The sequence below is a fragment of the Phenylobacterium sp. genome, assembly GCF_036264965.1.
GTDB lineage: Bacteria > Pseudomonadota > Alphaproteobacteria > Caulobacterales > Caulobacteraceae > Phenylobacterium.
In genome coordinates, this window is the sequence record NZ_DATAPY010000042.1 from 66,012 (window position 1) to 78,517 (window position 12,506).

The 12,506-nt window shown below is 67.5% G+C and carries 13 protein-coding genes and 1 tRNA gene; 6 read left to right on the forward strand and 8 right to left on the reverse strand.

Features of this window, described 5'->3' with window-relative positions:
* The first annotated feature begins 32 nt into the window (after positions 1-32).
* Complete coding sequence (gene folD / locus VHS75_RS06330) at positions 33-935, forward strand: bifunctional methylenetetrahydrofolate dehydrogenase/methenyltetrahydrofolate cyclohydrolase FolD (protein ID WP_329637766.1); 903 nt, start codon at positions 33-35, stop codon at positions 933-935.
* Here folD and VHS75_RS06335 read toward each other — a convergent pair.
* The 4 genes from VHS75_RS06335 to VHS75_RS06350 are packed head-to-tail and all read right to left on the reverse strand — an operon-like array spanning position 932 to position 4,471.
* A complete protein-coding gene (locus VHS75_RS06335; RefSeq protein ID WP_329637767.1) occupies positions 932-1,534 on the reverse strand; it encodes an ABC-type transport auxiliary lipoprotein family protein in 603 nt (200 codons plus the stop codon). The two genes, folD and VHS75_RS06335, sit on opposite strands and share 4 nt — an antisense overlap.
* Positions 1,531-2,493 (reverse strand): MlaD family protein, encoded by a 963-nt coding sequence (locus tag VHS75_RS06340; RefSeq protein WP_329637768.1) that lies wholly within the window; start codon positions 2,491-2,493, stop codon positions 1,531-1,533. The genes VHS75_RS06335 and VHS75_RS06340 overlap by 4 nt, the downstream gene beginning before the upstream one ends.
* Complete coding sequence (locus tag VHS75_RS06345) at positions 2,493-3,347, reverse strand: ABC transporter ATP-binding protein (protein ID WP_329637769.1); 855 nt, start codon at positions 3,345-3,347, stop codon at positions 2,493-2,495. Before VHS75_RS06345 ends, VHS75_RS06340 begins: the two co-directional genes overlap by 1 nt.
* Positions 3,344-4,471: an ABC transporter permease gene (locus VHS75_RS06350; RefSeq protein ID WP_329637770.1), complete on the reverse strand. Its 1,128-nt coding sequence runs from the start codon at positions 4,469-4,471 to the stop codon at positions 3,344-3,346. Before VHS75_RS06350 ends, VHS75_RS06345 begins: the two co-directional genes overlap by 4 nt.
* A gap of 259 nt (positions 4,472-4,730) precedes the next feature.
* On the opposite strand from VHS75_RS06350, the gene VHS75_RS06355 reads away from it, so the two are divergent.
* The gene (locus tag VHS75_RS06355; RefSeq protein ID WP_329637771.1) at positions 4,731-5,042 is read left to right on the forward strand and encodes a hypothetical protein; all 312 of its coding nucleotides are present in this window, start codon (positions 4,731-4,733) and stop codon (positions 5,040-5,042) included.
* A 22-nt stretch (positions 5,043-5,064) separates the two neighbouring features.
* Here the strand turns inward: VHS75_RS06355 and VHS75_RS06360 are convergent, their stop codons facing one another.
* Positions 5,065-6,084 (reverse strand): MBL fold metallo-hydrolase, encoded by a 1,020-nt coding sequence (locus VHS75_RS06360; protein WP_329637772.1) that lies wholly within the window; start codon positions 6,082-6,084, stop codon positions 5,065-5,067.
* A gap of 83 nt (positions 6,085-6,167) precedes the next feature.
* Between VHS75_RS06360 and VHS75_RS06365 the strand changes: the two genes are divergently transcribed.
* Both VHS75_RS06365 and VHS75_RS06370 read left to right on the forward strand, forming a co-directional pair.
* A complete protein-coding gene (locus VHS75_RS06365) occupies positions 6,168-6,818 on the forward strand; it encodes a 2-hydroxychromene-2-carboxylate isomerase (RefSeq protein WP_329637773.1) in 651 nt (216 codons plus the stop codon).
* A 92-nt stretch (positions 6,819-6,910) separates the two neighbouring features.
* Positions 6,911-7,546, forward strand: coding sequence for a hypothetical protein (locus VHS75_RS06370; protein WP_329637774.1), 636 nt, complete (start codon positions 6,911-6,913; stop codon positions 7,544-7,546).
* Here the strand turns inward: VHS75_RS06370 and VHS75_RS06375 are convergent.
* From VHS75_RS06375 to VHS75_RS06385, 3 genes are all read right to left on the reverse strand, one after another.
* Positions 7,543-7,725, reverse strand: a complete 183-nt coding sequence (locus VHS75_RS06375) for a hypothetical protein (protein ID WP_329637775.1) — start codon at positions 7,723-7,725, stop codon at positions 7,543-7,545. The two genes, VHS75_RS06370 and VHS75_RS06375, sit on opposite strands and share 4 nt — an antisense overlap.
* Before the next feature lie 72 nt (positions 7,726-7,797).
* The gene (locus tag VHS75_RS06380) at positions 7,798-8,775 is read right to left on the reverse strand and encodes a S1C family serine protease (RefSeq protein ID WP_329637776.1); all 978 of its coding nucleotides are present in this window, start codon (positions 8,773-8,775) and stop codon (positions 7,798-7,800) included.
* Positions 8,776-8,906: 131 nt separating this feature from the next.
* Positions 8,907-10,922 (reverse strand): redoxin domain-containing protein, encoded by a 2,016-nt coding sequence (locus VHS75_RS06385; RefSeq protein ID WP_329637777.1) that lies wholly within the window; start codon positions 10,920-10,922, stop codon positions 8,907-8,909.
* Positions 10,923-11,265: 343 nt separating this feature from the next.
* Here VHS75_RS06385 and VHS75_RS06390 point away from each other — a divergent pair.
* Both VHS75_RS06390 and VHS75_RS06395 read left to right on the forward strand, forming a co-directional pair.
* Positions 11,266-11,340, forward strand: a tRNA-Val gene (locus tag VHS75_RS06390).
* Between the two features lie 274 nt (positions 11,341-11,614).
* Positions 11,615-11,929, forward strand: a complete 315-nt coding sequence (locus VHS75_RS06395) for a hypothetical protein (RefSeq protein WP_329637778.1) — start codon at positions 11,615-11,617, stop codon at positions 11,927-11,929.
* The last annotated feature ends 577 nt before the right edge of the window (positions 11,930-12,506 follow it).

A 12,506-nucleotide genomic window follows, 5' to 3' on the forward strand; every position in this document is an offset into this window, starting at 1 on the left:
GCTAGTCGGAGCGCGAAATCCCGGAGCCGCTGATGCCTGAGTCCACCGCCAAGCTGATCGACGGCAAAATCTATGCCGAGCGCCTGCGGGCCGACGTGGCGATCCAGGTGGCGGAGCTGAAGGCCAACCACGGCATCCAGCCGGGCCTGGCGGTGGTGCTGGTCGGCGATGATCCCGCCAGCCAGATCTACGTCCGCTCCAAGGGCGAGCACTCCCTGGCCGCCGGCATGCATTCGGTGACCCACCGCCTGCCGGAGGACACCACCCAGGACCAGCTCCTGGCCTTGGTGGAGGACCTCAACCGGGATCCGCTGATCCACGGCATCCTGGTCCAGTTGCCGCTGCCCAAGCATCTCGACGAGCGGGCCGTGCTGGCAATCCTGAACCCGGAGAAGGACGTCGACGGCCTGACCATGATCAGCGCCGGGCGCCTGGCGAGCGGTCTGCCCGGGCTCTACCCCTGCACGCCGATGGGCTGCCTGATCCTCCTGCGCGAGACCCTGGGCGACCTCAGCGGCAAGCGCGCCGTGGTGGTGGGACGCTCGATGCTGGTGGGCCGGCCGGTGGCGCAGCTGCTGCTACAGGCCGACTGCACGGTGACCATAGCCCACTCGCGCACCGCCGACCTGCCGGCGGTCTGCCGCGAGGCCGATATCCTGGTGGCCGCGGTGGGCCGCCCGCGGATGATCAAGGCCGACTGGATCAAGCCGGGCGCGGCAGTGATCGACGTCGGCATCAACCGCGTGCCCTTCGACGATCCGATCAAAGCCGCCGAGGGCCGCACCAAGGTGGTTGGCGACGTGGATTTCAAATCCGCCAGCCAGGTCGCCGGCTCGATCACCCCGGTGCCCGGCGGCGTCGGCCTGATGACCGTCGCGGTCCTGCTGCAGAACACCGTCACCGCCGCCAAACGTCAGGCGGGGCTCGAAGCCTAGGTCGCCTTCGTCTCGGTCCAGGCGACCAGCTTGCCGATCACGTCCTTCGACGCCGCGTCGAACGCCGCGACGATGGCGCCGACGCGGTTGTCCGATGCCGGGACACGGGCCTCGAAGTCCTGCTCGCCGACGCCCGACTGGTCGGCCTTGGTGAGCGCGGCGTGGATGTGCACCACGATGGTCGGCGCGTCCTTTCCGGCGTCATAGCTCGCCTCGAAGGTGCGCACGTCCAGCCGAAGCGCATAGGCCGCGCGGCCCTGCTGTCCGCGGGCGATCAGGCGCACCGGGCTGGCGTCGAAGGCGTTGGCGACCGCCTGGTCGAACAGCACCTGGGCCGGGGCCACCCACCGCGCCTCGGCGACATAGGCCGCCTTGCCGCCGCTGACGGTCAGGATGCGGTCGTCGGCCGCCTCCTCCTGGAAGTCGCCGTTGGTCCGGAAGACCGCGACGTTTCCCGTCTGCGCCGCCGGCGCGGCGGCGGGCGTGGGCCCGAACCGATACATCTGCGAGACCTTGCTCTTCGGCAGCAGCGAGATGCAGCCGCTGAGAGCCAGGGCGCAAACGCCGACGACGGCGAGGGCGAGGATGCGGCGGATCATGGCTTCACCTTCACTTCTTCGGACGGTCCCTTGCCCAGGGCGCCCGACGGGCTGCGTTGGATCTCGTTGACCAGGCGCTGCAGCGACTCGGCGGCCTTCTGCAGTTCGACGATCGCGCTGGTGATCTGTGGCAGGCCGTTGTTGGCGAAGTCGGCGGTCGGGCCCTGCAGCTTGTCGACCATGCCGCGCAGGTCATGGGCGGTCTGCTTGGCCTCGTCGGCGGCGTCGGCGATGTTCTTCAGGCTGCGCTTGGCGTCGCCGTCGACGAGCCCCTGGGTCGAGACCAGGATGCCGTCGGCGTGCTGGGTGGCGGTGTCCAGGTCCTGGATGAGCTTCTGCGCGTCGGCGATGACCTCCTTGCGCTCGCGGACCTCGGCGGTCACCGCCTGGGCGTCGGACAGCGCTGCCCCGAAGGTCTGGATGTTCTTGTCGGAAAGCACGCGGTTCACCCGGTCCAGCGCCTCGATGGTCCGGGTCAGCACCGTGCCGCCGCCCTCAAGCAGGTCGGACAAGGCGCTGCGCTGGCTCCGCAGGATCGGGATGCAGGCGCTGAGGCCGTTGCTTTGGCACTTCGCCTTCTCGACCACTTTCAAGAGCGGCTTCGACGCCGTGCCGGCGGTGATCTGGACGTAGTTCACGCCGGTGATGCCCTGCGGCTCCAGGGTGGCGTAGCTGTCGACGCGGATCGGCACGTCGGAGGTGACGCGAGCGCGGGCGATCACCCGGCTGGGGTTGGTGCGGTCGAGCGCGATCTTGGTGACCTCGCCCACCTTGATGCCGTTGAAATGGACTTCGCCGCCCTGGTTCAGGCCGCGGACCGGCCCGTCGAAGACGATATCGTAGAGGTCGTATTCCTGGGAGAACGAGACCCGGGCGAGCCACACGACGAAGACCACCAATCCCACGAACAGGATCAGCGAGGACAGGCCGACGAGGGCGTAGTTGGCGTTCTTTTCCATCAGGCTTCCGTCTTCACCTTAGCCGCGGCGCGGCCGCGGGGTCCCAGGAAATACTCCTGAATCCAGGGGTGTTTGTTGTGCTCCAGCTGCCGGACCGGAGCGATGGCGACCACCTTCTTGTCGGCGATCACGGCGACGCGATCGGTGATCTCATAGAGGGTGTCGAGGTCGTGGGTGATCATGAACACCGTCAGGTCGAGGCTGTCGCTGAGGTCCTTGATCAGCTCGTCGAAGGCCGCCGCGCTGATCGGGTCGAGGCCGGCGGTGGGCTCGTCGAGGAACAGCAGTTCGGGGTCGAGCGCCAGGGCGCGCGCCAGGCCGGCGCGCTTGCGCATGCCGCCAGACAGCTCCGCGGGCTTCAGGTCGCCGGCGTTGGCCGGCAGGCCCACGAGCGCGATCTTCAGATCGGAGAGGTCGTAAATCTCTTTGCGGGGCAGGTTGGTGTGCTCGAACATCGGCGCCGCCACGTTCTCGCGCACCGTGAGGTTCGAGAACAGCGCGCCCTGCTGGAACAGCACGCCCCAACGCCGCTCGATCGCCGTCCAGCGCCGGCGCGAGGCGCGCTCGATGTCCTGGCCGAACACCCGCACCGTTCCGGCCTGCGGCGTCCGCAGGCCGATGATGGTATTGAGCAGCACCGACTTGCCGGCGCCTGAGCCGCCGACCACGCCCAGCACCTCGCCGCGCTTGCAGGTGATGTCGAGGCCGTCGTGCACCACGTTGTCGCCGAAGGCCGAGACCAGGCCGTGCACCTCCACCGCCGGGCCGTCGGTGTCGAGCAGCTCGTCGTCGGTGAGGGTGGCCTCGTCGACCTCTTCCGGCGGGACATGGGGCGGGGGCGAAGTGTCGCTCATATGTTCAGTTTCATGAACAGGAGCGCGAAGGCGGCGTCGATCATGATGATGGCGAAGATGGCGTGCACCACGGCCGCCGTCACCCGCCGGCCCAGGGATTCCACGTCGCCGCCGACCTCCAGGCCCTGACGGCAGCCGATACCGGCGATCACCGCGGCCATCACCGGCGCCTTGGACATGCCGACCCAGAAATGCGCGACGCCGACGTTGTCGACGATCCGCTGCAGGAAGAAGGCGGGGCCGAGGTCCAGCGCCGTCCAGACCACCACCATGCCGCCGAACAGGCCGGCGAGCGTCGCCACGAAGGTCAGCAGCGGAATAGTCGCCAAAAGCGCCACGAAGCGCGGCAGGACCAGGGCCTCGAACGGATCGACGCCCATCACCTGCATGGCGTCGATCTCCTGGTTCATCTTCATCGAGCCGAGCTCCGCGGCGAAGCTGGAGGCCGAGCGGCCGGCCAGCAGCACCGCGGTGATGATGATGTTGAACTCGCGCAGCACCGCGATGCCGATCAGCTCTACGGCGAATACCTGCGCGCCGAACTGGCTCAGCATGTTGGCGCCCAGGAGGCCCACTACCGCGCCGATGAAGAAGGAGGTCACCGCGACGATCGGGATGGCGTCCAGCCCGGCGCGTTCGGCCAGGGAGAAGATCGCCGCCCAACGGATCCGTTTGGGGTTAGTGAACAGATAGACGAAGGCGCGGGCCACCACGACCAGCAGGTGGCCGAGGAAGGCCAGGGTGTCGACCCACTCGTAGCCGACGTTCATCACCCCCTTACCGATGCGCACGGTCATCTCGTGGAAGCCGCGGGGACGATTGGTGGGCGCCGGCTCGACGTGCACCGCCGCGCCGACCAGTTCTAGCAACCGTGCGCTTTCCGGCCGGGCCTGCACGGTCTTCAGGTCGAAGTCGCGGCCCACCACGCGGATCAGGGCGTAGGCGCCGGCGGTGTCGAGCCGGCGGACTTTGCGGATGTCGACGGCGAACGCGGGGTCGGCGTGGACCGCCTGGGCCAGGCGCGCGGGCGCATCGCCCAGGTTGTTGGCCGTCCAGTCTCCGGTCAGGGCGACGGTCGGCCGTTCCCCGCTGCGCCTGACGTTGAATTCGGCCGAGGTGTCCACAGTCTTCGCGGGGCTCCGATGTCAGGGCGACGACTTTCGAGTCGCGCTCCCCGAGGAGATATGACCCTAACAGAGGCGGCGCATGGCCCGAACGTCTTACGGCGCCGGTTGTTCCGCATCGGGCCTATTCGGCCGTCCTGATTTGGAGAAGGCCCTCATGGTCAAGCTGAGCCCATTTTTGGCCAAGCGCGCGGACAACAGTGGCTCGCGGTCGCTCGGTCGGGCTGAAGACCGTGTTGTCCAGGGGTGGAGAGTCTCATTGAGCCGCCAGTTCGAACTCGCCGGCAAGTCCGGCGCGCGTTACCGCTATACCGCGTTTGAAGAAGACAGGTTCCTGCCGCCGGCGGGGGCGAATTTCGTGATCGCCAAGCTGAACAAGGACGGCCCGACGGTGGTCTATGCCGGCGAGACCGACAACCTGGCCAACCAGAGCTGGCGCACGGCGCTGGAAAAGGCGCGCGCGGCCTATGGCGACGCGGCGATCCTCACCCGGCTCAACGTCACGCGCGCCGTGCGCGAGGCCGAACGCTGCGACCTGATCGAGCAGCACCAGCCGCCGATGAACGCCTAGGGGCGCTCTCCGCGCTGATTCCCTAGAACTGCCCGAACTTGATGTCCTGACCGTTCGCGGGCAGTTCGATGGTCATGCCGTCCTTCGAAATCCGCCAGTCGAGCGGCCCGCCGGCGTCCATGCCCTTGGTGAAGGCCTCCGGTGTGAACATCGGCAGGCCCGCCTGCGTGATGTGGTAGAGTACCAGCCGCTTGACGCCGGCCATGCGGGCGATCTCCGCAGCCTCCACCGGGGTGGTGTGATAGGTGAGCGTGTCGGCCATGATCGAGCTCATCCGCGGATTGCCCATCATCAGCAGGCCCTGCGACAGTTGCTTGGTCATATCGGCGTTCTGCGCCTCGTGGATCAGCACGTCGGCGCCCTTGGCCGCGACGGCGAGGGGCGGCCACTTGATGGTGTCGCCGCTGACCACGACCGAACGGCCCTTGTAGTCGAAGCGGTAGCCGTAGGCCGGGGTCACCGGATTGTGGTGCACAACGATGGCGGTGACGGTCAGGCCGTCCTGGCTCCAGACCACCGCCGCGCCGCTGGCCGGGACCGGAACCACCTGGGCCTCCAAGAGGCCCGCGGCGATCGGCAGCTTCACGCTCCCATGTTCGTGGTGGGCGTTGCGGAAGCCGTGGTCGGGGCCATAGGCTTCGTTGAAGCCGGCGGCGACCTTCTCGGTCCCCGGCGGGCCCACCAGCACCAGCGGGGCAGGGCGGCCGGCCACCCAGCTCTGCATGTTGAACTCGCCCAGGTCGCCCAGATGGTCGGAGTGCAGATGCGTCAGGAACACCGCGCGCGCCGCCGCCATGGGCATGCGCCAGGTCTGCATGTTCTTGGTCGACTCCGGCCCCACATCGACCATGTACATGGCCGGACCCGCCTGGATCGCGACGCAGGTCTTGGCGCGGTCCTTGACTGGCAGCGGCCCGGAGGTGCCGCAGAAGGTGACCTTCAGCCCGTCGTAGCTGGCGGGCGCCGCAGGCGCCTGCGCCACGGCTGGAGCCGTCCAGAGCACCAGAACTGCCGCCGCCGCACCGATCGCTCGCCAGTCCATATCGCGTCCCCTACTTGCTGTCGGCAAACTTATGGCACACCTTGTGTCACAATAAAACGCGCCACCATGACGAGGTTCGGGACATGACGCTCAGCTACGACCTCTACTGGTCCTTCCGCTCGCCCTATTCCTACCTGGTGACGCCGCGGCTGGCGGAGCTGGAGCGGGACTATGACGTGGCCTGCAACGTGCGGCCGGTCTATCCGCTGGCGGTCCGTACGCCGGAGTTCTTCGAGCAGCAGGATCCGCTGTGGGTCCGCTACTTCATGGTCGACGTGTTCCGCGAGGCCGCCTTCCTCGGCCTGCCGTTCCGCTGGCCCCGGCCCGATCCGGTCCAGCAGTCGCCGGAACAGGGTTACCGGATGCAGCAGCCCTACATCCACCGTCTGACCCACCTGGGCGTGGCGGCGGCGCAGCGGGGCAGGGGCGTGGCCTTCCTCGACGAGGTCAGCCGGATGATCTGGGGCGGCGGGACCGACAACTGGCACGAGGGCGACCACCTCGTTCAGGCCGCAGGCCGGGCCGGCCTCGACTTCGCCGAGCTCGCCGCCGCCGTCGACGCCGACCCGGCGCCCTTCGCCGCGGTGGTCGAGGAGAATCAGGTCGCCCAGCGCGCCGCCGGCCACTGGGGCGTGCCGATGATGACCTTCGGCGGCGAGCCCTTCTTCGGCCAGGACCGCTTCGACCAGCTCAAGTGGCGGATGGAGCAGCAGGGGCTCAAGCGGCGGGCCTAGGCGTCGCACGGTGGCGGCGCGGTTCAACTCGACGCTGGATTGTGGCGTCCAGCCCCGTAAGCTTCACTTGGCGGTTCGAATAAGGGGCGGCGGTGCAGAGATCTCTTCAATCCGCGGCGCGGATGGCCCTGGCGGCCTTGGCGCTGATCGGGTCCGGCGGCCTTAGCCGCGCCCAGACCCCGGACGCTCCGGCGGCGGCCGCTCCGGTCCTGACCAAGGCCCAGGCGGAGGAGTGGTTCTACCTCGACGTCGCGCGCTGCCTCTACAGCCTGGAGCACAGCGGCGGCGTCGCCGACCTGCCCGCCGAAGCTAAGGCCGACCTGCGCCCGGCGAAGCCGGCCGAGCGGTTCATGTTCAAGGACGCCGCGATCAAGGTTTGGACCACCGACACCTACCGCGACATCGTCTTGCTGGCCGAACGGTCGCCCGATCGCTGCGACGTGGTCGCGACGAAACTACCGGTCGAGGTCACCTTCGCGGCCGTCATGACGCGGCTGCAACAGGCCGACCCGAACCTGCAGGCCGTCCCCGTGAAGCCGGGCTATAACCCCATCGCCTACCAGATGGAGCGGCTAGTCGACGGATCGCGCTTCATCGTCCACTTGGAAGGCACGGATCCCGATGTCCCGGGCCACCCGGGCCTGCTCACCGGCCATGCCTATCGATTCAGCCTGCTGAACGCGTGGGTGATTCGCCAGCCAGCCGCGGCGAAGCCGCAGTTTCGCTAGCCCCTGTTCGCCAGCGCCGCCTCGATCTCGGCCAGCTCATGTTCCAGGGCGGCGATCACGCTGCGGCTGTCGGCCCCGCCGCCGATGCTCGACGGCGCGATCAGGATCTCCAGCTCCCGCCGGATCCGGTCGCGGGCTTCCATCAGCTGCTGGTTCAGGGGTTCTTCATTGTCAGACATCGCAGGATGGTAGGCGCTTAGCCCGTAACGCCAAAGCCCCAACGCGCCCCAAAAGCACGGCGCGCGCCGCCGTCAGTTCAGCCGGCGCTTCTTCATCATCGCCATGCGGTCCGCCGATCGGACCTCCAGGTCGAACACGTCGCCTTCCCGCCGCACCTGCAGGGGGATGGTCGCGCCCGCCGGGCCGCAAGCCCACACGCGGCTGTAGAAATCGGCGAGGTCGGTGACGGCGGCGCCGCCGACGGCCAGGACGGCGTCCCCGGCGCGTAGCTCGGCGCGCGCCGCCGGCCCGCCGGGGCTGACGCCGGAGATCACCACATGCCGCCCGGCGTCCTGGGCGAGGACCCCAAGCCACGGCCGCGGCGGGTGCGCCGGCCGGCCGCTGGCCAGGTCGTCGAGGATGGGCGGCAGCAGCTCCGAAGGGACGAACAGATTGTTGGACGCGATCACGCCGTCCGCGGTGCGGTGCTGCATGGTCAGCGAGCCCACGCCCATCAGCTCGCCGGCCGCGCCGATCAGCGCCGCGCCGCTCCAGTGGGGATGCGGCGGCTCGGTGATGATGGCGTCCTCCAGCAGGTATTCCCAATAGCCGGCGAAGCGCTGGCGGGTGAGGACGTGGCCCGCCGCGGCGTGCGCGCGGCCGCCGCCGCCGGCCAGGATCACCGAACTGCCGGCCTTGAGCCGCCGGGAATCGCCGAGCGGCAGGCCGGGCAGCCTTAAGGGTTCGAGCGCCTGCAGCATTCCGAAGCCGGTCACCGGGTCGGAGCCCAGGACATGGGCGGGGACTTCGCGCCCGTCGTTGGCGGTCAGGGTGACGCTGTCGGCCTCCATCAGCAGGTAGCCGATGGTCAGCACCAGGCCCTCGGTGCCGAGGACGATGCCGTTGCCCAACCGATCCGTACCCAGCGAGGCGGCTGTGAAGGCGTCGGCCGGAATCTGCGCCTCCAGCACCACCACCGCGTCCAGCGCGGCGTCGAGATCGAAGTCGTAGCGGGCGGCCGTGGGCCGCAGCTGCGGTTCGACTTCATAGCCGTCGAAGGGGGACGTCACGCCGGGGAACTCCTCTGAAGAGCTCCAATCTGGCGCCTCATGTCCGGAGCGCAAGCTTGGCAGGGCGCAATCGAACCTGTGACCCCCTCGATGTGAACGAGGCGCCCTCCCGCTGGCCAGGCCTCCATCGCCTACTGCTCGATGTCGGTCTCCGCCAGGCGCTTGGCGACCCCGCGCGTCAGGTTGGCCGCGGTCAGCTCCTTCAGGTCGAGGCCGCCATCGTGGTTCAGGTCCAGCGCCGCGAACCGGCTTTTCAGCGACGCATAGGGGCCCCGCAACTCCGAGATCTGCAGCTTGCCGTCCGCGTTGTCGTCCAGGAAGCCGATGATCCGCGATTCCATCAGCTTGGCCTGCAGGTCGTTGCGGATGTTGTGGCTGGTCTCGTCTACCCAGCGGTAGTTGATCCGGAAGTACATCATCTCGTTCCAGGTCTGCTCGCCCCAGGTGACGTTGAGCTTCGGATCCGGATTGGCCGGATTGTGGTCGGAGTTGTCGTAGGTCCACTTCACGCGCAGCTTGGTGCCCTTCTTGACCGTCAGCGGCTGGGCCAGGTCGTAGTCGAGCTGCCAGTTGAAGTCGTACTTCGGCACCGACAGGATCGGCGTCTCCCTGCCGTCCGGGGTGATCTGGGTCAGTTCGACCGCATAGCCGCGGTAGTGGGCGTGCGGGTGCACGCTGTAGAGCACTGCGTCCGCCGGGAATTCGAGGTAGGCGACTTCCTGGTGACGCGCCTCGCCGGCTGGGATGCGCATGATCGGATTGGAGATCACCGCCGCGCGCCGGATGATCTCAGGCGGCGCCTTCAGCAGATAGTAGCCGATCTTGGTCACGTCGGTCATCGGCTTACCGTTGGTGGTGTAGTGCATCGAGAAACTGAGCTTGCCGCCGGCGGGGACCGGCGCGCCGGTGCCCTCGTTGTAGACCTGGATGCCCGCGCCCGGGACATAGGAGCCCACCGAGCTGCCCGGAATGTCGGCCGGCGGCAGCGACTTGTCCGGCGAATAGCCCGAGGTGATGTGGTGCAGGACCGGGCGCGCGCCCGGCTGGAAGGCCACCGCGCGCAGCCAGGTGTCGCCCTTGAACGGATTGTCGACCGTCATGTGCTGGTACTCGATGACGCCGCTGGCCGGGACGCTGAAGCTGGGAAGCTGGACGACGACGTCCGGCTTGCCGAGCGCCGCGGGCCACTCCGGAGCCTCGCCGGCCTGGGTCTTCAGGATGTCCTCGCCCTTGCCGCGCGGCGCGCCGGCCTCGATCCAGTGGACCAGGGTCTTGGTCTCTTCCGGCGTGAGCGAGGTGTCGTTCGACCACTTGCCCACATGCGGATCGGCGAAGAACGGCGGCATCCGCCGGGTCATCACCGTCTCACGCATCATCGGGGCGAAGCCCTTCACCACCTCGTAGCTGTTCATCTGGAATGGGCCGATGCCGCCCTTCTGGTGGCAGCTCACGCACTTCTTCTGCAGGATCGGCGCGACGGTGTTCGAATAGGAGATTTCTTCGTACGCCGCGACCGGGTGACGGTCCGGGAAGGCGAACCGTTGTCCGGCCCTCGCCTCGACACGGGGAGTGGCGACGGGCTGGTGGCCGAGCACCGCATCGATCGCCGAAGCGGCATAGGCGTTCGCGGGCCGGGTGTTCGTATCCAGCGTGGCCTTGTTGAATCGATCATCCAACGGGCCGCGGTAGGCGACCTTGAAGTCGGCCCTGGGGTCCAGCACGAAGACCTCGCCCTCGCGCTGGATGTTCATCTGCTCGCCGACCAGCTGCAGGTCGTCCATCAGGACCGGCGCCGCGAACCTGTTGGACGCGGCCTCGGCCGCGGCCTGCTCACGCGTATCGGCGGGGTTGATCATGTAGAAGAGGACGCCCTTGTCCTTGTAGGTGGCCTGCAGCTTGGCGAGTTCGGCGGCGGCCGCGCGCGACAGCGGCGAGCCCACCTTCTGCGACATCAGGACGATGGCGGGCGCATATTGGTAGTAGGACAGCCGGTGCGCGATCCGGGTCGTGTCGGTGAGCTGGAAGTCCCTCACGTGGTCCGGCGTCATCGACGGCGCGCCGCCATCCGGCGCGGCGGCCACCGAAGCGGTCGCTATGACGGCGACAACAGCGGCGGCGACCGTTACGGCGCCCAGAACAACCCTCATCCCGGCTCTCCCCAGCAAGGTTCGTTTTCGCCAGGATAACATGGTTTTGGAATTGGTAGTCAGAGAAGCTTGGAAACGCCGGGAAGCTGGCCCTCCTTCGCCAAGGCTTCGGAGGGCATCCCGCTTCGCCGGCGATGGAACGACTTGTCCTGCGAAGCCCGTCAAGGCGAAGCAGGATGGTGGATGCGACAGGGATTGAACCTGTGACCCCCTCGGTGTGAACGAGCCCGCTGAGCTACGGACGCGCCATCGATATCGATATTGACCGCGGCGGCGCATCGCTCTTCTCGCCGCTTGCGGGGCGGAAGGGCCCACGCTATACGCCCACCTCCTCGCGGATAGCGGATGCGTAGCTCAGCGGGAGAGCACCTCGTTCACACCGAGGGGGTCACAGGTTCAATCCCTGTCGCATCCACCATCGCCTTCCAAAAAATCAATAACTTACGACTGACCCCCGTTGGCCCGATCCGTTCGCTGGGCAAAGGGGGGCAGCTTGGGGGCAAAGGCGCCGAGCCGGTCCATTGGGGGAGTTCGCCAAAATTGGCGCCTGACACGCGATTTCAGTCGCTTCCGAACCACCGAATCGACCTCCAACGTAGAAAAGCCTGGGGTCCAATTGGCGTACGGATCGGTCATTGGCCTTGAGTTGGTCTGCTGATTCCAGCTCAGCGGGTGCAGATACTGGTGGCAGGTTGGAATTCGGATTCAAGACGAAGGCGCTTCGCCGCCTCTGCGAGCAGGAGGCATACGCCTGTCGGGAGCTAGGCGACGAAGCGGCCGCCGCGCTGCGGCGACGGCTTGCCGATCTGGAAGCCGTCGACACGCTAACGGAACTGCCCTGGGTCCCCATAGTGTTCGGCGGGGGCGGTGAAGCGTCGATCGAATTTTACCCAGGCTATCATCTGAACGCGGTGGCTGTTCGCGGAGGTTCGTCCATGCCCAAGATCCCTCAAACTGATTGGAGCACGGTGGACAGGCTGAACATCCTCGGCGTCACTGAATCATGATGTCTCCTGGGACCTTTGACCCGGACTGGGTTTCGCCGCCTGGAGACGCAATTCGCGACGCCCTTGCGCACCACTGTCTCTCGCAGGAAGCCCTTGGCGACATACGCGCTCTCCAAGCCAGGCCAGCTCCTCGGTCGTGATCTTGTAGTGCGGCGAGTACCGCGCATCGACATACGTTCGTCGCAGCAACTCCCAGCAGCGCTGCTCGAAACGGGTCTCGCGGGGCCACGCTGCAATCACTAGCGGAGAAATTGGCCAACTCTCAGGGCATTCACTCTCGAGTGTCAGCTAGAAGCATTGGCGGTCGCATTCAGCCGGTCGGCACGCCGTCAGCTGTCAGGCGACATGGAAAACTGACCCCCGCATTGCCTCAGCTGATTTGCTACCGGCTACAGTTGTTGCCTCATTTGAAATGCTACCCGCCAGCCCAGCAGGGCATAGGGGGCGAGGATGGCGAGGCAGGTCAGTATGGCGACCAGGTCGGAGTTGATCGGCGCGATTGTGGAGCGCTACCGGGCTGGTCGCCGCGCCGAGAAACGTCAGATCCTCGACGAGTTCGTCGCGGTGACGGGTTATC

Coding starts and splice junctions, on each gene's coding strand:
- folD (WP_329637766.1), top strand. CDS start 33: ATGCCTGAGTCCACCGCCAAGCTGATCGACGGCAAAATCTATGCCGAG.
- VHS75_RS06335 (WP_329637767.1), bottom strand. CDS start 1,534: ATGATCCGCCGCATCCTCGCCCTCGCCGTCGTCGGCGTTTGCGCCCTG.
- VHS75_RS06340 (WP_329637768.1), bottom strand. CDS start 2,493: ATGGAAAAGAACGCCAACTACGCCCTCGTCGGCCTGTCCTCGCTGATC.
- VHS75_RS06345 (WP_329637769.1), bottom strand. CDS start 3,347: ATGAGCGACACTTCGCCCCCGCCCCATGTCCCGCCGGAAGAGGTCGAC.
- VHS75_RS06360 (WP_329637772.1), bottom strand. CDS start 6,084: ATGGACTGGCGAGCGATCGGTGCGGCGGCGGCAGTTCTGGTGCTCTGG.
- VHS75_RS06365 (WP_329637773.1), top strand. CDS start 6,168: ATGACGCTCAGCTACGACCTCTACTGGTCCTTCCGCTCGCCCTATTCC.
- VHS75_RS06375 (WP_329637775.1), bottom strand. CDS start 7,725: ATGTCTGACAATGAAGAACCCCTGAACCAGCAGCTGATGGAAGCCCGC.
- VHS75_RS06385 (WP_329637777.1), bottom strand. CDS start 10,922: ATGAGGGTTGTTCTGGGCGCCGTAACGGTCGCCGCCGCTGTTGTCGCC.